Annotated in this window: 15 protein-coding genes and 1 pseudogene; 10 read left to right on the plus strand and 6 right to left on the minus strand. The window is 64.4% G+C overall.

What is annotated here, in order from left to right; translation table 11 throughout:
* Positions 1–66: 66 nt before the first annotated feature.
* A complete protein-coding gene (locus H5P29_RS03270) occupies positions 67–555 on the minus strand; it encodes a MarR family winged helix-turn-helix transcriptional regulator (RefSeq protein ID WP_067955430.1) in 489 nt (162 codons plus the stop codon).
* 88 nt (positions 556–643) lie between these two features.
* Between H5P29_RS03270 and H5P29_RS03275 the strand changes: the two genes are divergently transcribed.
* Positions 644–1,525: an EamA family transporter gene (locus H5P29_RS03275; RefSeq protein ID WP_083948717.1), complete on the plus strand. Its 882-nt coding sequence runs from the start codon at positions 644–646 to the stop codon at positions 1,523–1,525.
* Between the two features lie 264 nt (positions 1,526–1,789).
* Here the strand turns inward: H5P29_RS03275 and H5P29_RS03280 are convergent, their stop codons facing one another.
* The gene (locus tag H5P29_RS03280) at positions 1,790–2,722 is read right to left on the minus strand and encodes a LysR family transcriptional regulator (RefSeq protein WP_154385856.1); all 933 of its coding nucleotides are present in this window, start codon (positions 2,720–2,722) and stop codon (positions 1,790–1,792) included.
* Between the two features lie 119 nt (positions 2,723–2,841).
* Here H5P29_RS03280 and H5P29_RS03285 point away from each other — a divergent pair, with 119 nt between their 5' ends.
* Genes H5P29_RS03285 through H5P29_RS03300 form a run of 4 tightly spaced genes read left to right on the plus strand, consistent with a single transcriptional unit; the run spans position 2,842 to position 6,536 of the window.
* Positions 2,842–3,840 carry a dipeptidase gene (locus tag H5P29_RS03285; RefSeq protein WP_067955435.1) on the plus strand — a complete coding sequence of 333 codons (999 nt, stop codon included), beginning with the start codon at positions 2,842–2,844 and terminating at the stop codon, positions 3,838–3,840.
* A 30-nt stretch (positions 3,841–3,870) separates the two neighbouring features.
* Positions 3,871–4,833, plus strand: a complete 963-nt coding sequence (locus H5P29_RS03290; RefSeq protein WP_246341065.1) for an ABC transporter substrate-binding protein — start codon at positions 3,871–3,873, stop codon at positions 4,831–4,833.
* 17 nt (positions 4,834–4,850) lie between these two features.
* Entirely contained in the window at positions 4,851–5,630 is a 780-nt protein-coding gene (locus H5P29_RS03295; protein ID WP_067965839.1) for an ABC transporter ATP-binding protein, read from the plus strand.
* 3 nt (positions 5,631–5,633) lie between these two features.
* Complete coding sequence (locus tag H5P29_RS03300; RefSeq protein WP_067955439.1) at positions 5,634–6,536, plus strand: ABC transporter permease; 903 nt, start codon at positions 5,634–5,636, stop codon at positions 6,534–6,536.
* A gap of 27 nt (positions 6,537–6,563) precedes the next feature.
* Here H5P29_RS03300 and H5P29_RS03305 read toward each other — a convergent pair.
* Together H5P29_RS03305 and H5P29_RS03310 are read right to left on the minus strand one after the other, a co-directional pair.
* Positions 6,564–7,057 (minus strand): annotated as a pseudogene (locus H5P29_RS03305) (ABC transporter permease subunit); the annotation flags it as partial.
* A gap of 173 nt (positions 7,058–7,230) precedes the next feature.
* Positions 7,231–7,476, minus strand: a complete 246-nt coding sequence (locus H5P29_RS03310; RefSeq protein WP_067955441.1) for a DUF982 domain-containing protein — start codon at positions 7,474–7,476, stop codon at positions 7,231–7,233.
* A gap of 177 nt (positions 7,477–7,653) precedes the next feature.
* Here H5P29_RS03310 and H5P29_RS03315 point away from each other — a divergent pair, with 177 nt between their 5' ends.
* The 3 genes from H5P29_RS03315 to H5P29_RS03325 are packed head-to-tail and all read left to right on the plus strand — an operon-like array spanning position 7,654 to position 12,929.
* Positions 7,654–8,778 (plus strand): efflux RND transporter periplasmic adaptor subunit, encoded by a 1,125-nt coding sequence (locus H5P29_RS03315; protein ID WP_154385853.1) that lies wholly within the window; start codon positions 7,654–7,656, stop codon positions 8,776–8,778.
* Positions 8,775–9,842: an efflux RND transporter periplasmic adaptor subunit gene (locus tag H5P29_RS03320; RefSeq protein WP_154385852.1), complete on the plus strand. Its 1,068-nt coding sequence runs from the start codon at positions 8,775–8,777 to the stop codon at positions 9,840–9,842. Before H5P29_RS03315 ends, H5P29_RS03320 begins: the two co-directional genes overlap by 4 nt.
* Positions 9,843–12,929: an efflux RND transporter permease subunit gene (locus tag H5P29_RS03325; protein ID WP_185910236.1), complete on the plus strand. Its 3,087-nt coding sequence runs from the start codon at positions 9,843–9,845 to the stop codon at positions 12,927–12,929.
* 21 nt (positions 12,930–12,950) lie between these two features.
* On the opposite strand, the gene pcaD is transcribed toward H5P29_RS03325, so the two are convergent.
* Entirely contained in the window at positions 12,951–13,748 is a 798-nt protein-coding gene (pcaD, locus tag H5P29_RS03330; RefSeq protein ID WP_067955445.1) for a 3-oxoadipate enol-lactonase, read from the minus strand.
* Positions 13,749–13,914: 166 nt separating this feature from the next.
* Here pcaD and H5P29_RS03335 point away from each other — a divergent pair, with 166 nt between their 5' ends.
* Together H5P29_RS03335 and H5P29_RS03340 are read left to right on the plus strand one after the other, a co-directional pair.
* The gene (locus tag H5P29_RS03335) at positions 13,915–14,667 is read left to right on the plus strand and encodes an SDR family NAD(P)-dependent oxidoreductase (protein WP_067955447.1); all 753 of its coding nucleotides are present in this window, start codon (positions 13,915–13,917) and stop codon (positions 14,665–14,667) included.
* A gap of 131 nt (positions 14,668–14,798) precedes the next feature.
* Complete coding sequence (locus tag H5P29_RS03340) at positions 14,799–16,169, plus strand: IS1182 family transposase (RefSeq protein WP_185910237.1); 1,371 nt, start codon at positions 14,799–14,801, stop codon at positions 16,167–16,169.
* Positions 16,170–16,332: 163 nt separating this feature from the next.
* On the opposite strand, the gene H5P29_RS03345 is transcribed toward H5P29_RS03340, so the two are convergent.
* The gene (locus tag H5P29_RS03345; protein ID WP_067955449.1) at positions 16,333–17,703 is read right to left on the minus strand and encodes an aspartate aminotransferase family protein; all 1,371 of its coding nucleotides are present in this window, start codon (positions 17,701–17,703) and stop codon (positions 16,333–16,335) included.
* Between the last annotated feature and the right edge of the window lie 161 nt (positions 17,704–17,864).

Below are 17,864 nucleotides of genomic sequence, written 5' to 3' on the forward strand. Positions count from 1 at the left end.
GTGGCGGCACGCTGGTCTCCCACCCCCTTGTGGGGAGGGGTAATTCCCAGCTGGCCGTAGCCAAAGTCACACGCTCTCGAATCCGACCAAAAACTTGCTGAGGAGCGCGTCGAGCGCCACCCGCTCCTCCTTGGTCAGCATCGAAACGATGCGCGTCTGCGTCGCGACATGGTCGGTGACGGCGGCGTCGATGGTGGCGAAGCCCTTGTCGGTCAGGGAGACGATGAAACTGCGGCGGTCGTCGGGGTTGAGCCGACGCTCGACGAGGCCTGCCTTTTCCAGCTGGTCGACGCGGTTGGTCATGGTGCCCGAGGTGATCATCATCGTCGCCGAGAGATCGCCAGGTGACAGCGCATAAGGCGGCCCCGAACGACGCAGCGTCGCCAGCACGTCGAAGCTGGCGAAGTTCAGCCCATGCGCTGCAAAGGTCTTCTCCATCTCGCGGCCGAGATGCTGCGACACCCTGTTGGCGCGGCCGATAAGCCCCATCGGCGCGACGTCGAGGTCGGGCCGTTCGCGGTTCCACTGGGCAAGAATGTCGTCAACCTGATCCATGGCCCACCATTCCGATTATTTCTCTTGACGTCAAGAGAATATGGATTATCTTGAGATCAAGATACTCGATGTAAAGAGAGATGCAGCCATGACGACGCGCAACACCGACCTGCTGCTGACTGCAATCGCCCCCGCGATCTGGGGCAGCACCTATATCGTGACGACTGAGTTCCTGCCCGCCGGCTACCCGCTGACGGTTGCCATGCTGAGGGCGCTTCCAGCCGGCCTGCTGCTACTGCTGCTCGTCCGGCAGTTCCCGCAGGGCATCTGGTGGGCCCGCGTGCTGGTGCTCGGCGCGCTCAACTTCTCGGTCTTCTGGTGGCTGCTGTTCGTTGCCGCTTACCGGCTGCCGGGCGGCGTCGCGGCAACCGTCGGCGCGATCCAGCCGCTGATCGTCATCCTGCTCGCACGCGCCTTGCTCGGCTCGCCGATCCGCCCGCTGTCGATCGTGGCTGCCCTTGCCGGCATGGCCGGCGTGGCGCTGCTGATCCTGACGCCGCACGCGGCACTCGACCCCATCGGCATCGCTGCCGGCCTCGCCGGTGCCGTGTCGATGGCCGCCGGCACGGTGCTCAGCCGGCGCTGGCAGCCGCCAGTCACACCGCTGACCTTCACTGCATGGCAACTGACGGCTGGCGGTCTGCTGCTCCTCCCGGTGGCGCTGCTGCAGGAGCCGTCGCTGCCGTCGCTGACGATGCCCAACCTGCTCGGCCTCGCCTGGCTTGGCCTGATCGGCGCGGCACTGACCTACATCCTGTGGTTCCGTGGCATCGCCAGGCTGGAACCATCAGTCGTCTCACCGCTCGGCTTTCTCAGCCCGATGACCGCCGTGATCCTCGGCTGGTCGGTGCTCGGCCAGTCGCTCAGCGCAGCGCAGATCCTCGGCATGGTCGTGGTGCTCGGCAGCGTCTGGCTCAGCCAGCGCGCCCAGCAGGCAAAGCCGGCTCCAGCCAGGCTCGCCACTGCCTGAACAAATGCGCCGCCTTCAGGCGGCGTCTCCCTCGAGACAGTCAGCAACCTTTTCACTTCCGGCGGCGGCCGGCAGAAGGAGATCCCCACGTCCAAGATCCTGGTGCTGCCGCGTTCCCTAGCTGATGGACGAAGCAACGATGCTGCTCAAGGCGGGCATCCGGCACCCCTGGCCATACCAAGCGAACTTGCCGACTATGACGCCATCGTCTTCGGCACGCAGACGGCTTGTTGCGACGCCGCCGACACTGCCGGCGATCGCCGACTAGGCTGGCAGTGGCTGCGCCGTCCTCAGCGGACGCGGCTTGAGATGGCCCAAAAGCGCATCGAGGAAGACCCGCGTCTTGCGCGGCATCAGTTGCCTGCTCGGAAAGACGGCGCGCACCATGGCCGGGGCAAGACTCCATGCCGGCAGGATGCGGACGAGTTCGCCGCTTGCCAGGTAAGGCCGCGCGAAAAGATCGGGCATCGCCGTAATGCCGGCGCCGGAACGCGCCATGCGGAACAGCAGCTCGTAAGAATTCGCGCAGACCCGCCGCCCCGACATGTCGGCGGCAACCGACTGGGCATCCTTGTTCAGCACCCAGTTGACCGGAACGCCATCGGCGAGCAGCACCAGCACGTCATGATGTGCGAGGGCCTCGGGCGCATCGGGCTGGCCGGCGCGATCCCTGTACTGCGGCGAGGCATAAAGACCGATGCCGAGGTCGACCAGATGCCGGGTGGTCAACCTCAGGTCCTGCGCTTCGCCACCGATCCGTATGGCGAGATCGAAACCGTCGGCAATGACGTCGACATAACGAGGCGACAGATCCAGTTCGAGCAGGATTTCGCCATATGCCTTGCTGAATTCAGCCAGCATCGGTGCGAGCGAGATTGCGGCAAGGTCGCCGGGGACGGAGACACGCAGCCGCCCCGACGGGGTCACCTGCCGGTGTTCGGCGACGGCCATGACGGCATCCACCTCGTGGATGATCTGTTCGGCGGGAATGAGAATGCGCTGGCCCATCTCGGTCAGGAAATTGCGCCGCGTGCTGCGCTGGAGCAGGCGCTCGCCCAACTGCGCTTCGAGGACGGTGATGCGCCGCGACACCGTCGACTTCGGCAGACCAAGCCGTTCGGCCGCGGCGCTGAAGCTGCCCGTTTCCGCAACGCGCGCAAAGATCATCAGGTCGAACGGATCGGGCGTTGTCGGCATGACGGAGCCTTGATTGGTTCAAGTATGAAACAATCAAACCCATTCCGGGCAATAGCGCAACGACGAGATTGCCGATTAGCTGACCGCTTGGATTTCATTGCTCAGCGGGTGCAGACGACGTGACTGTTTCAGCCAACAACCTCATCGCCAAGGCTGTCGTCTGGGAAAGTGCCGTGGGCTGGACTCCCGAATGTCTCGATGAAGGACCCGACATGCTGGTCCGCTATCGCGACGCGGGGTTCTCCTTCCTCTCGCTCACAATCGGCGCCGACTGGGACCGACCGGAGCCGACGTTCCGGCATCTCTCCCAACAAAGGCGCTGGTTCGAGCAACGCGCTCACGATTACCAGCTCATCGAAACCGTGGCCGACATCCGCGCGGCCAAGCAGTCAGGCAAGATGGCGATCGGCCTGCATCTGCAAGGGGCCGGCCCGGCCGCGCACGAGCCAGCGATGATCGACAGCTGGTACCGGCTTGGAATCCGCTGGATGATCGTCGCCTACAACACCCGCAACCCGCTTGGCGACGGCTGCCATGAGCCCTCGGATGCCGGGCTTTCCATGCTGGGCCGTGCCTTCGTGACCGAGGCCAACCGCGTCGGCATGATGCTCGACGCAAGCCATGCCGGCATCAACACGTCGCTCGACATCATCGAGCTATCGGAAAAGCCGGTGGTGTTCTCGCATTCGAGCGTACGTGCGCTGAAGAACCACGAGCGCAACATCGACGACGTCCAGATCAAGGCGCTCGCCCGCCGAGGCGGCGTGGTCGGCATCAACTCCATCGGCGCCTTCCTGACCGACGACAACCGTTCCGACGTTCCGGCGCTGATGCGCCATATCGATTACGTCGCCCAGCTCGTCGGGCCCGAATATGTCGGCCTCGGCCTCGACACCGTTTTCTACCAGCCCTTCATGACCAAGCTCTACGACTCCGGTCCGATGATGGCGTTGCGCGGCTATCCGCGCCCGCCGTGGGCCGATGTCAAACCCGAAGTCCTGCCCGAACTGGTCGAAGCGCTGGAACGCCATGGTTATTCGGAGACGGCCATACTTGGCGTGCTGGGCGAGAATTTCCTGCGGGTCGCCGAACAGAACTGGCGCCCCTCCATCGTGTAATCCCAACCTTAGGAGCGTGTCGTGAAATTGATGAAGTGGCTGCTCGCTGCAGCCTTGCTCACCGCCGCGAATGGCGCAGCCCTGGCTGACCCGAAACTGGTCGAGATCGCCAGCTTCGGCGAGCACCCGGCGCTCAACCAGGTCGCCGAAGGCTTCAAGGCCCGGATGAGCGAATTGGGCTACGTCGAAGGCAAGGACGTCACCTACGGCTTCCAGCACGCCAATTTCGACCGCAGCCTCGTTCCCCAGATCCTGCAGCAGGTGGAAGCCAAGCATCCGGCGCTGATCCTCGCCATCACCACCGGCCTCAACCAGGCGGCGGTGCGCGGCATTACCGACAAGTCGATCCCGGTCGTGTTCGGCGCGGTCGTCGACCCGGTCGTGGCGGGCATCGTGCCGGATTGGCAGCACGGCTCGGGCTGGAGCACCGGCGCGTCGATGCTGCCCGACTTCGATGCTTCCTTCGACTACCTCAAGAAGGTGTTGCCCGAGGTCAAGAAGGTCGGGACCCTGTTCAATCCGGGCGAAGACAACGACACCTCCAATATGGAGCTGATCCACAAGGCGGCCGCAAAGGCCGGGATCGAAATCGTCGGCGTGCCGGTCGACAACCCCAACGACCTGCCCCAGCGTGTCCAGACCTTCGCCGGACAGGTGGACGCCATCTTCCTCATCCAGTCCAATGTGGTGCAGACCTCGGTACCGGTCGTTGCCCAGGTGGCGCAGAGGATCAAGCTGCCGCTGTTCAACTCGGTCTACGCCCCTGACCTCAAGGATCAGCTCGCCGGTTTCCACGCCATCTCCTATCGCAAGAATGGCGAGCATGCCGCCGACATCGCCGACCGGATCCTCAAGGGCGAGAAGCCGGCCGACATCGCGCCCTATGTTCCCAAGGGCGAAGACTTCGACGCTTATGTCAGCCCCAAGGGTCTCGCAGCCGTCGGCCTGACGGTTCCGGAAGCACTCAAGGACAGTCCATGGCTGCTCAAGTGACAGCGGTGAGCATGCCCCTGCTTGTCTGCGCGGACTTGCGCAAAACCTTCAACGCCGGCCTTGCCGGAGCGCGACCGGCGTTGAACGGGGTGGACCTTGCGCTCAATCGCAGCGACTTCGTCGTGATCATCGGTTCCAACGGCGCCGGCAAATCGACGCTGCTCAACACCATCGCCGGCGCAATCGAGCCGGATGGCGGCTCGATTGCCCTGGACGGCCGGGACATCACCCGCCTTGCAGCACATCGCCGGGCCGGCATGATCGCGCGGGTCTTCCAGGACCCGATGATTGGCACTGCAGCGGCCATGACCATCGAGGAGAACCTGGCGCTCGCCGAACAGCGCGGGCAGCGCAGAGGCTTCGCGCGCCATCTCGACGGCGCCAAGCGTGACCGCTATCGGGCGCTGCTCGCCGGCCTGGCGCTCGGCATGGAAGACCGGTTGTCGACGCCGGTGGCCCAGCTCTCCGGCGGGCAACGCCAGGCCTTGTCCCTGATCATGGCATCGTTGTCGCGCCCCTCGCTGCTGTTGCTCGACGAGCATACGGCAGCATTGGATCCGCGCACCGCCGAGCTGATCATGGCGACGACCTTGCGGATCGTCGCCGAGCAGTCGCTGACCACGCTGATGGTCACTCACAACATGCGCCAGGCGATCGAGACCGGTAACCGGCTCGTCATGATGGACGCCGGCCGCATCCGCGACGACATCGGCGGCACCGAGAAGGCAAGACTCACACCTGCCGATCTCGTCGAGAAGTTCAGAATCGAAAACGATCGCATGCTGCTCGGAACCTGACCAATGGACGTGATCCACGCCTATCTCAATCTCGTGCCGGTGACGCTCTCGCAAAGCCTCATCTATTCGTTCCTGGTGCTCGGCATCATGATCCCGTTCCGTTTGCTGAGCTTTCCTGATCTGACCAGCGAAGGTGCGTTTCCGCTTGGCGGCTGCGTCTGCGCCACACTTTTGCTGGCCGGATATCCGCCGCTCTTGGCAACCGTTGTCGCGATGCTCGCTGGTGTCGGAGCCGGCGCGGCGACCGCGCTGGTGCATCTGCGCTTTCGCATCAATTCGCTGCTGGCCGGCATCCTGGTCTTCACGGCACTCTACAGCGCGAACATGCGCGTTCTCGGCCGCTCGAACATCGCCTTGTTCAACACCGACAACATCTTTACCCAGATCAACCCGGCCATCCTGACCGACGTTCGGCTGCAAGTCGCCACATTCGCCGTGCTGATCGTCGTGGCCCTGGCCGCATTGCGCTGGTACCTGGCCACGCAGGCAGGAGCGGCGTTGCGCGTCATCGGCATCAATCCGGAGCTGGCGCCATCGCTCGGCATCAGCATCTGGACATACACGATCGTCGGCCTGGGTGTCGCCTCTGGCCTGACCGCGCTTGGCGGCGCGCTCATCGTGCAGTTGCAGGGCTATGCCGACGTTGGCATGGGCACCGGCATCCTGATCAACGGTCTCGCCTCGCTGGTCATCGGCGAAACGATCACCGGACGGCAGACCGTCACCCGGCAATTGCTGGCGCCTGTCGTCGGTGCAATGGTCTATTATCAGCTCGTGTCGCTGGCATTGTCGATCGGGCTGCAGCCAAGCGACCTCAAGGTCGTGACAGCCGGCTTCGTGCTGGTGACGCTGGGGCTACCCATGCTGCGCGGACGCAGCGCCATGCGCGAAACCATGCGGGCATAAGTGCCGGGCCGCAGCCTCGGCCGACCGCTACTCGCGGCCGGCCCAGGGCACAAGCCTCGTTCGACAAAACGCAGGCCGAATTCGAACATGAAGGTGACCGCGGCGATGACAAGAATACCCATCACGACGACGTCGGTGACGAGGAACTGAGTCGCCGACTGGATCATGAAACCGAGGCCGCGCGTCGCAGCCACCAGTTCTGCGGCGACCAAAGTGGTCCAGCCGGCGCCCAGCGCGATGCGCAGGCCGGTGAGGATCGACGGCAGCGCGCTGGGCAAGACGACGAAACGGAAGACCTGCCGGCGCGTGGCGCCAAGCGGGCGCGCGGCGTTGAGGCGATCCTGCTGCACACCGCGCACGCCGGAGGCCGTCGACAGCGCGATCGGCGCCACCATGGCAATTGCGATGACCAACACCTTGGCCTGTTCGCCGATGCCGAGCCAGATGATCACTGGCGGCAGATAGGCGAGCGGCGGGATCGGTCGCAGAAATTCCAGTACGGGATCGAAGATGCCGCGGCCGGGGTTGAATGACGATGCCCATTCAGAATGTTAATTCTATAACTTCTGTAGAGTTAATTTATTCCGGCAAACCGTGCGTGACTGAGATGTCCTGCCCATTTTCGCCGGCAATAGAGTCTTGCGCCGTTCGCCGCCCGGCGAACGGCCACCCCTCCGCCCGATGGCCGACAAGCTCAGATCCTGATGCCGATTTCGTCGGCAGCGGCGATAAAGGCCCGTTTGGCAGCCTCGCGCGTGCGGGTGCCGGCAAGGGCTGCGGATACGGTTTCGACCGCCTCGCGGTAGAGCGGACCGCTGCGCTTGGCATGCGGCCAGTCGACGAGCGCTTCGTAGGCGCCCTTGACGGTCGTCACCTCGCGCTGGGTGCTTTCCGTCCCGATGCGGATCTGTACAGGGCTGTCGAAGAGCATACGATCCATGGCGATCCTCCGAGTTGATTGCGTCCAACAACGCTCCGGAATAGCTCGGGTTCCGTGGCAACGTGTGCTGTGCGCCACGCACTCGCCCTGTCGCATCACGATACCGGCAGGTTTGCTGGGCGTTGCCCGATTGCCAGTTGCATCGTAGCTTGTTGACGAAGCGATTTGGGGGGGCAGATGCGATCCACGAACCCGATCACCGCAGGCATGCCGGGCAAGATATCGGCATGCGCGCCACCCAGACGACACCTCACCGCCCTCGCGCTTTGCCTTCTGTTGCCGCTTCCGGCCTGCCAGAAACAGGAAACGGCGGAACGGCAGCCGATCGTGGTGCGCTCCGTCGAGGTCAAACTGACCGACTATGCACCATCGACATCGCTGACCGGCGTCATTGCCGCGCGGACGCTGAACAACCTGTCATTCCAGGTCGGCGGCCGGGTCGCCGAGCGCAGTGTCGACATCGGCCAGCGCGTGACCAAGGGCCAGGTGCTGGCGAAGCTCGACCCGCAGGAGCAGCAGTCGGACGTGCGGGCGGCGCAGGCCAGCCTCTATGCCGCGCAGGCGCAGCTCAAGCAGGCCGCCGCCGCATTCGAACGGCAGAAGACGCTGCTTGCCCAGGGCTTCACGACGCGGCGCGATTACGACCAGGCAGACCAGGCGCAACGCGTCGCCCAAAGCGGTGTGGAATCGGCACAGAGCCAGATGAGCAATGCCGAAGACCGGCTGACCTATACCGAACTGAAGGCCAGCGCCGACGGCGTGGTGACGGCACGGACGATCGAGGTTGGCCAGGTCGTGCAGGCGGCACAGACGGTGTTCACCGTTGCCGAGGACGGAGACCGCGACGCCGTGTTCAATGTCGACGAGGCGCTGGTGGCGCGCAACCCGGTGGCACCCGACGTGATGATCGCGCTGATTTCTGACCCGCGCATCAAAGCCCCGGGACAGGTGCGCGAGGTGTCGCCGGCGGTCGATCCGGCATCGGGCTCGATCCGGGTCAAGGTGATGGTGCCAAACACGCCCACCGAGATGCCGCTGGGTGCCGCGATAACAGGCACAATCGTGTCGAAGCCCCAGCCGGCCATCGTGCTGCCATGGCAGGCGCTGATGTCGGATGCGGGAAGGCCGGCGGCCTGGACCATCGACCCCGCGACCAAGGCTGTGGCGCTGGCGGCGATCGAAGTGCAGTCCTTTGCCTCGGGTGTCGTCGTCGTGGCCAATGGACTGGAGATCGGACAATCGGTTGTCGCCCAGGGCGGACAATTGCTCAGTCCCGGCCAGGTGGTGGAGGTGGCGCCATGATCTCCAGGACAAGCTTGCTTGCTTTCGTGCCGTTGCTCGCGCTTGCGGCCTGCAGCGAGGAAAAAGCGCCCCCTCCCGAAGTCATCCGCCCGGTGCTGTCGACTGTCGTCGAGCCGCACGGCCCGACCGCGCAGGGCTTTGCCGGAACGATACAGCCTGAATTCTCCGCCGACCTCGCCTTCCGCCTGCTCGGGCGGCTTGTGACGCGCGATGTCGGCGTCGGTGACATGGTGACCAAGGGCGAGACGCTTGCCGCGATCGACCCGCTGGCGCTGGAGCTCGCATCGCAGGCAGCGCGCGCCGACCTGACGACGGCGGAGGCGCAGTTCGCCAATGCCGCCGCCAGCGAGGAACGGCAGCGCAGCCTGCTGGCCGAATCCAACACCTCGCAGGCAGTCTATGATTCCGCGAAACAGGCGCTGGATTCCGCTGCGGCCAATGTCGAGCGCACGCGCGCGGCACTGGCCAAGTCGGAGGAGCAACTCGGTTATGCCCGACTGTTTTCCGACTTCGATGGCATCGTCACCGCGGTCGGCGCCGAGGTCGGCCAGACAGTCTCTCCGGGACAGATGGTGGTGACGGTGGCACGCTCGGATGCGCGCGAGGCCGTCGTCGACGTTCCCGACCAGATGGCGATCAGCCTGCGCGACGGCGACGAGTTCGAGGTGGCGTTGCAGATGCTGCCGTCGCTGCGGGCCAAGGCACATGTCCGCGAAATCGCGCCGCAGGCCGATGCTGCGACGCGAACGCGGCGGGTGCGGCTGGCGTTGAGCGCTCCGCCGACGGCCTTTCGGCTCGGCTCGACGGTGACGGCGACACAGCCGTCGAAGGCAGACGCTGCGATCGACCTGCCGCTGACGGCCTTGCTGGAAAAGGACGGCAAGAGCTTCGTCTGGGTCGTCGACCCCAATGCTTCGACCGTCAGCCTGCAGCCTGTCGAGGTCAAGGCAAAGGACGGTGCGAGCTTTACCGCCGGCGGCATCGGCGCCGGCACGCGCGTGGTGACTGCCGGCGTGCGCAGCCTCGCCGAGGGCCAGAAGGTCAGAATTCCAGAGGGGGCGTAGGTGAAGGGTTTCAATCTTTCCGACTGGGCGCTGAACCACCGCTCCCTGGTCTGGTACTTCATGCTGATCTTCACCGTGGCGGGCGTCTTCGCCTATCTCAATCTCGGCCGCGAGGAAGACCCGAGCTTCACCATCAAGACGATGCTGATCCAGGCCAACTGGCCGGGAGCCTCGGTCGACGAAACGACGCGGCAGGTGACCGACAGGATCGAAAAGAAGCTCGAGGAACTGGAGAGCCTCGATTTCAGCCGCAGCGTGACGACCGCCGGCCAGACGATCATCTTCGTCAATCTCAAGCCGACCACCAAGGCGCGCGACGTGGCCCCGACCTGGGTGCAGGTCCGCAACATGGTCAACGACCTCCGGCCCAATTTCCCGCAAGGGGTGCAAGGACCGTTCTTCAACGACCGCTTCGGCGACGTGTTCGGCAACATCTATGCCTTCACCTCGGACGGGCTGTCGATGCGCCAGCTGCGCGACTATGTCGAGATGGTGCGCACGCGCATCCTGACCATTCCCAATGCCGGCAAGGTCGAGCTCATCGGCGCGCAGGACGAGGTCATCTATCTCGAATTCTCGACGCGCCAGATCGCGGCTCTGGGCCTCAACCAGCAGGCCGTCGTCGCCAGCCTGCAGGCGCAGAACGCGGTGTCGTCGTCGGGTGTCATCCAGGCCGGACCGGAGCGCATCGCGGTGCGCGTCGGCGGCCAGTTTACCTCGGAGGAAAGCCTCAGGGCGATCAACCTCAGGGTCAATGATCGCTTCTTCCGGCTGAGCGACGTCGCCACCATCAGCCGCGGCTACGTCGATCCGCCGACGGCCCTGTTCCGCGTCAATGGCGAACCGGCGATCGGTCTCGCCATCGGCATGAAGCCGAACGCCAACCTGCTTGAGTTCGGCGACGCGTTGAAGGCGCTGATGGGGCAGGTCACCGGTGAGTTGCCGGTCGGCGTCGGCGTGCACCAGGTCGCCGACCAGCCGGTCATCGTCGAGCATGCCGTGTCGGGCTTCACCCGCGCGCTGTTCGAGGCGGTGGCCATCGTGCTCGCCGTGTCCTTCATCAGCCTGGGCATGCGTGCCGGCTTCGTGGTGGCGCTGTCGATCCCGCTGGTGCTGGCCATCACCTTCCTGGTCATGGCCTATATGGGCATCTCGCTGCAGCGCATTTCGCTCGGAGCGCTGATCATCGCGCTCGGCCTGCTCGTCGACGACGCGATGATTGCCGTCGAGATGATGGTGGCCCGGCTGGAGGTCGGCGACTCGCTCCGCAAAGCCGCGACCTATGTCTACACGTCAACTGCGTTTCCGATGCTGACCGGCACGCTGGTGACGGTCGCAGGCTTCATCCCCATCGGCCTCAACAGCAGCCAGGCCGGCGAATACACCTACACGCTGTTCGTCGTCATCGCCGTTTCGCTGCTGCTGTCTTGGATCGTGGCGGTGCTGTTTGCGCCCCTGCTCGGCGTCACGCTCTTGCCGGCGACGATGAAAAAACACGACGAGCGGCCGGGCCGCTTTGCGGCGGGCTTCTCGCGCCTGTTGCGGCTTGCCGTGCGCCGCCACTGGCTGACCATCATCGCCACCGTCGTCGCCTTCGTGCTGTCGGTGGTGGGGCTGACTTTCGTGCAGCAACAGTTCTTCCCGCCGTCGGACCGGCCCGAACTGATCGTCGACTGGAACCTGCCGCAGAACAGCTCGATTGCCGAGACACGTGCCCAGATCGAGCGCTTCGAGGAGATCGCGCTGAAGGGCAATGCCGACATCGACCACTGGAGCTCCTATATCGGACAGGGCGCGGTGCGCTTCGTGCTGGCCTATGACGTGCAGCCGGCCAATCCCTATTTCGGCCAGACGGTGATCGTAACCAAGGACCTCGAAGCACGGCACCGGGTGCAGCCGGCGATCGAAAAGATCCTGCGCGAGCAGTTCGTCGGAACCGACACCTACGTCAAGACGCTGGAGCTCGGCCCGCCTGTGGGCCGGCCGGTGCAGTATCGCATCAGCGGCCCGGAGGTGCAGACGGTGCGGGCGCTGTCACAGCAGCTGGCGGGCGTCATTTCGGCCAATCCCAAGCTGCAGGCGCCAAGCTTCGACTGGAACGAGCCGGAGCGCGTGCTGAAGGTCGAGGTGCTACAGGACAAGGCACGGCAGCTCGGCATCACCTCCGAGGACATCGCCAGCGCCATGAACAGCGTTGTCGGCGGCGTGGCAATCACCCAGGTGCGCGACGCCACATATCTGATCAATGTCGTGGTGCGGGCGCAGGATGCCGAACGCGGCTCGATCGAAACGCTGCGCAACCTGCAGATACCCACCGGAGGCGGCGAATCCATCCCGCTCGCGACGGTGGCCGACTTCCGCTACGAGATCGAGCAGCCGACGGTCTGGCGCCGCAGCCGCCTGCCCACCATCACCGTCAAGGCGGGCATGGTCGGCAGCGCCCTGCCCGACACCGTCGTCGCCGAACTCAAGCCAGCGATCGACGACTTCGCGGCCAAGTTGCCCGACGGCTACACTGTCGTAACCGGCGGTTCGGTCGAGGAAAGCGCCAACAGCCAAGGGCCGATCATCGCCGTGGTGCCGCTTATGCTGTTCATCATGGCAACCGTGCTGATGCTGCAGCTGCAAAGCTTCCAGCGGCTGTTCCTGGTGGTGGCTGTCGCGCCGCTCGGCTTGATCGGCGTGGTCGCGGCACTCGTGCCGACGGGCCAGCCGCTCGGCTTCGTCGCCATCCTCGGCGTGCTGGCGCTGGTCGGCATCCTGATCCGCAATTCGGTGATCCTGATCGTCCAGATCGAGGAGCTGATCGCCACGGGTACCGACCGGTGGCATGCGGTGATCGAGGCCTCCGAGCACCGCATGCGGCCGATTGCGTTGACGGCGGCGGCAGCATCGCTGGCGCTGATCCCGATCGCCCGCGAGGTGTTCTGGGCGCCCATGGCCTATGCGATGATGGGCGGCATTCTGGCCGGCACGGCAATTACCCTGCTGTTTTTGCCGGCACTCTATGTCGCCTGGTTCAGGCTCAAGGAGCCGGACGAGGCCGGCAGCGCCACGACCGAAGCGATGGAACCACCGGCGGCGTAGGCGCCACCGGTGGCAGCCAGCCTATTGCGGCGGCAGTTGGGCGACGAAGTTCTTGATGAGAGCGGTCAGTTCTTCCGGCTTCTCGACGCAAGGGATGTGGCCGGCGCCGTCGATGATCTTGAAGCGAGAGCCGGGGATGAGATCGGCCAGCGCGCGCACCAGCGCCGGCGGCGTCGAGCCGTCATGATCGCCGACGACGCAGAGCGTCGGCACAGCAATCGCCTTGGCCGCCTCGGTGTAGTCGGCATCGCGCAGGGCAGCACAGGTGCCGGCATAGCCGACGACAGGCTGGCGCGTCAGCATGTTGCGGTATCCGGTGAGGTCGGCTTTGCGCTGCGCGTGGAAGTCGGGCGTGAACCAGCGCTGCAGAATGTCGCCCGTGATCGCCGCGATGCCATCCTTTTCGACGGCGGCGATGCGGCTGTTCCACAGCTCTGCCGTGCCGATCTTGTGGGCGGTGTCGCAGAGCACGAGCGCCCGCACCAGGTCGGGCCGCCTGGCGTAAAGGCCTTGCGCGATCATGCCGCCGACCGACAGCCCGCAGATGATGGCGTCCTTGACGTTGAGATGATCGAGCAGCCCTTCGAGGTCGCCGATGTGATCGTCCATCCGATATGGCGACGTACCGACATCGGAGAGGCCGTGGCCGCGCTTGTCGTAGGTGACGATCGGGAAGTCGCCGGCAAAGCGGATGATGACGTCACGCCAGATGCGGAAGTCGGTGCCGAGCGAATTGACGAAGACGAAGACCGGCTTGTTGGCAGGCCCGCCGATCAGCTGGTGATGCAGCGTGATGCCGCCGATTTCAGTAAATTGCACGGACAGTCTCCTCGTCGCGAGGTCATGGACATGGGGCCTAGAAGTCGCCCGTCAGGCCGGCGCGGTCAAGCCGCGAGGCCTCTGCCGAGCGCGGCCGAGAGCCGCGCCCCCTCGCAATGGCAAGGTGCATCCGCTACATAAGCTGTAAGCTTAAAATGAGGATGTGATGGCCGAGAAGACCGAAGGGCGAAAGACGATCGTTTTGACCGGAGCCAGCCGCGGCATCGGCCATGCGACGGTGAAGCGCTTTTCGCGCGAGGGCTGGCGCGTCATCACCTGTTCGCGCCAGGCATTTTCAGACGATTGCCCGTGGCCGGCCGGTCCGGACGATCACATCAAGGTCGACCTCGCCGACCAGGGTGATGTCGGCAGCGCCGTTTCCGAAATCCGCCAGCGGCTGGAGAAGGAAGGCGGACTGCTGCATGCGCTCGTCAACAACGCCGGCATCTCGCCCAAGCACAAGGGCGGCGGTCGGATGAACTCGATCGACACGCCGATGCACGTCTGGCGCGACGTGTTCCAGGTCAATTTCCTGGCGCCGATCATGCTGGCGCGCGGCCTGTTCAAGGAACTGGCGGCGGCCAAGGGCTCGGTGGTCAACGTGACCTCAATCGCCGGCACCCGCGTCCATCCCTTTGCCGGCACGGCCTATGCCACGTCCAAGGCAGCACTTGGCGCGCTGACCCGCGAGATGGCCGCCGACTTCGGCCCGCACGGCATCCGTGTCAACGCCATTGCGCCCGGCGAGATCGACACTGCCATCCTGTCGCCGGGGACCGACAAGATCGTCGAGACGATCCCGATGCGCCGGCTCGGCCTGACGTCGGAAGTCGCCGACATCATCTATTTCCTGTGCTCGGGCCAGGCCTCCTATGTCACGGGCTCTGAAATCCATATCAACGGCGGTCAGCACGTTTGAGAGCTTTTGCCTGCTCTCCGTGTGCGGGAGAATACCTGCCGCGCGCCCAAACAAAAAAAGCCCGCCGGATGGCGGGCTCAGACTGCTGACAAACCCCTGGCGAGAGTTGGGGGTTTGTGATTCAGTGGGTGATGTTGAAGCGAGCCGGCCCTGAACAAACCGCACTTGAGATCGTCACGCTCGATCAACTGGTTCCAGTTGATCACCTTCTGCGCAAGATCGATGGTGTTATCGATTTCTCGTTCATCCACGATCTGACAGCGCCGCTTTACTGCGCCGACAATGGTCGCCCGCCACTTGATCCGACTTTGATGTTCAAGGCGCTGTTCATCGGCTACCTGTTCGGGGTGCGCTCGGAGCGGCAATTGGTGCGAGAGATCGAGGTCAATGTCGCCTACCGGTGGTTCCTGCGGCTGAAGCTGACGGACAAGGTGTTCGACGCCTCGACATTGTCGCAGAACCGACGCCGGCGTTACCAGGACGAGACGATCGCGCAGGCGATCTTCGACCGCATTGTCGAGCAGGCGATCGGGGCAGGCTTGGTCGACGGCACGGTGCTCTACACCGACAGCACGCACCTGAAGGCCAATGCCAACAAGGGCAAGTACGACCTTGCCATGGTCGCCAAGTCGCGTGCCGACTACTGGGGCGAGCTCGACCGGGCGATCGATGCCGAACGGGCGCTGCACGGCCAGAAGGCGCTGAAGGAGCAGGAGCGGCAGCCTGCGGTGAAAGAGACGAAGGTCTCGCGCACCGATCCTGAGGCTGGCTATATGGTGCGCGAGGGCAAGCCGAAGGGCTTCTTTTATCTCGATCACCGCACGGTGGATGGCGGCTTCGGCATCATCACCGACACGTTTGCCACGCCGGCCAACGTGCATGACTCGATCGTCTATCTCGACCGGCTCGACCGCCAGGTGGAGCGTTTCGGCTTCGACGTCACGGCGGCGGGGCTGGATGCCGGCTATGCCACGCCAGGCATCGCCAAGGGCCTGGAGGACAGCAACATCCACGGTGTCGTCGGCTATCGCAACCCGACCCGGCCAAAGCCTGGCAAGATGAGGAAGGGCGCTTTCGTCCATGAGCCGGACCTTGACGGCTATCGTTGCCCGCAGGGCCAGTTGCTCACTTACGCCACCACCGATCGCGGCGGTTATCGCCACTACAGGAGCGACCCGACGATCTGCCGCAACTGTCCGCTGCTGGCGTCTTGCACATCAAACGCCAAGGCCGAGCGCACCATCACGCGCCATGTCTGGCAGGATGTCCGCGAGCGGGTCGATGCCAACCGCTTAACCGCATGGGGCAAGGCGATCTATCGACGCCGCAAGGAGACGGTCGAGCGATCCTTCGCCGATGCCAAGCAGCTCTTCGGCCATCGCTATGCCCGCTTCCGAGGGCGAACACGCGTCGCCTGCCAGTGCCTGATCGCAGCCGCCGCCCAGAACATGAAAAAGATCGCAATCAGCCTCTGGCCAAAGCCAAAACCAAGCCTCGCATGAGGCCAAAGCCGGCTCGCAACGGCACCGGCATCTGCTCCCCGAAATCAATCCAAAAGCTCAATCAACCCACAAAACAAAACCCCGCCGAAATTCGACGGGGTTTGTCAGCAGTCTGAGCCCGCCGGATGGCGGGCTTTTTGCTGTTGCCTGGTTGAATCGACGATCAGGCCTTGACGTGCTTCGCTGCCTCGTCGAGCGACCTCTCGACGGCGTCGAAGATGTCGTCGACCTGCTTGTCGTTGATGATCAGCGGCGGGCAGAAGGCAAGCGCGTCACCCATGTTGCGGGAGATGATGCCATTCTGCTGCAGCAGGCCGTTGACCAGGCCGCCAAGTGCGCCAGCGGAGCCCCATGGCGCCTTGGTTGCCTTGTCGGCGACCAGCTCCATGGCGCCGATGAGGGCGACACCGCGGACCTCGCCGACGAGATCGTGCGCGGCGATTTTCGCCAGGCGCTTCTGCATGTGGGCGCCGACCTCGCGGGCGTTGGCGACCAGATTGCGTTCTTCGATGATCTTGAGATTTTCGAGCGCAACGGCGGCGGCGACCGGATGACCGCCGGCGGTGAAGCCGTGACCGAAGGTGCCGATGCGGTTGCTTTCGTCGGCGATCGGCTCGAACACCTTGTCGTTGATCATCAGCGCCGAGATCGGCAGATAGGACGACGAGATCTGCTTCGACATGACCATGATGTCGGGCTGCATGGCGTAGGTTTCTGAGCCGAACATGTTACCGGTGCGGCCGAAGCCGCAGATGACTTCGTCGGCGACGAGCAGGATGTCGTACTTCTTGAGAACGACCTGGATCTTCTCCCAATAGCCGGCCGGCGGGACGACGACGCCGCCGGCACCCATGACCGGCTCGCCGAACATGGCGGCGATGGTTTCGGGGCCCTCGGCGAGGATCAGCTTTTCCAGATCGTCGGCGAGACGGGTCGAGAACTGCTGCTCGGTCTCGCCAGGCAGCGCCTCACGCCAGTGGTGTGGCGACGATGTGTGCAGCACATTGGCGATCGGCAGGTCGAAGGACAGATGGTTGTTGGGCAGGCCGGTGAGGCTGGCGGAAGCGATGGTGACGCCGTGATATGCACGCTTGCGCGAGATTATCTTCTTGCGCTCGGGCTGGCCGAGCGCATTGGAGCGAAACCAGATCATCTTCATGGCCGTGTCATTGGCCTCGGATCCGGAATTGGTGAAGAACGCCTTGCTCATCGGCACCGGCGCCATCGTCACCAGCTTCTCGGCGAGGTCGATCAGCGGCGAGTGCCCTTTATGGGTGAAGCTGTGGTAGTAGGGCAGCTTGGCCATCTGCTTCGTTGCGGCATCGACGAGGCGCTTCTCGGAGAAGCCGACGCCGACGCTCCACAGTCCCGACATCGCCTCGATGTAGCGCTTGCCCGAGATGTCCTCGACATAGATGCCGTCGCCCTTTTCGATGATCAGCGGGCCGACCTCCTGGTGGCGGCGGGCATTGGTGTAGGCGTGCATGTGGAATTTCTTGTCGCGCGCCTCGGGCGAATTCGGCTGGCTGTCCATTGTCGTTCCTCACTGGATGAAGCGTCGCCGGCAGGGCGACGATGTCGATGATCTTGCGTTCGCGGTCAGCGACCGCTTGCAAAATCCGTAAATTGTTGTTTGATGCATCATGTTTTTCGTGTGGACCAATGTCAAGGGCCAGAGAAGCGGCACGGGCAGGC

It is taken from the genome of Aminobacter sp. MDW-2, assembly GCF_014250155.1.
GTDB classification, from domain to species: Bacteria; Pseudomonadota; Alphaproteobacteria; order Rhizobiales; family Rhizobiaceae; genus Aminobacter; species Aminobacter ciceronei.

Coding starts and splice junctions, on each gene's coding strand:
- H5P29_RS03270 (WP_067955430.1), bottom strand. CDS start 555: ATGGATCAGGTTGACGACATTCTTGCCCAGTGGAACCGCGAACGGCCC.
- H5P29_RS03275 (WP_083948717.1), top strand. CDS start 644: ATGACGACGCGCAACACCGACCTGCTGCTGACTGCAATCGCCCCCGCG.
- H5P29_RS03280 (WP_154385856.1), bottom strand. CDS start 2,722: ATGCCGACAACGCCCGATCCGTTCGACCTGATGATCTTTGCGCGCGTT.
- H5P29_RS03290 (WP_246341065.1), top strand. CDS start 3,871: ATGAAGTGGCTGCTCGCTGCAGCCTTGCTCACCGCCGCGAATGGCGCA.
- H5P29_RS03300 (WP_067955439.1), top strand. CDS start 5,634: ATGGACGTGATCCACGCCTATCTCAATCTCGTGCCGGTGACGCTCTCG.
- H5P29_RS03310 (WP_067955441.1), bottom strand. CDS start 7,476: ATGGATCGTATGCTCTTCGACAGCCCTGTACAGATCCGCATCGGGACG.
- H5P29_RS03315 (WP_154385853.1), top strand. CDS start 7,654: ATGCGATCCACGAACCCGATCACCGCAGGCATGCCGGGCAAGATATCG.
- H5P29_RS03320 (WP_154385852.1), top strand. CDS start 8,775: ATGATCTCCAGGACAAGCTTGCTTGCTTTCGTGCCGTTGCTCGCGCTT.
- H5P29_RS03335 (WP_067955447.1), top strand. CDS start 13,915: ATGGCCGAGAAGACCGAAGGGCGAAAGACGATCGTTTTGACCGGAGCC.
- H5P29_RS03340 (WP_185910237.1), top strand. CDS start 14,799: ATGTTGAAGCGAGCCGGCCCTGAACAAACCGCACTTGAGATCGTCACG.
- H5P29_RS03345 (WP_067955449.1), bottom strand. CDS start 17,703: ATGGACAGCCAGCCGAATTCGCCCGAGGCGCGCGACAAGAAATTCCAC.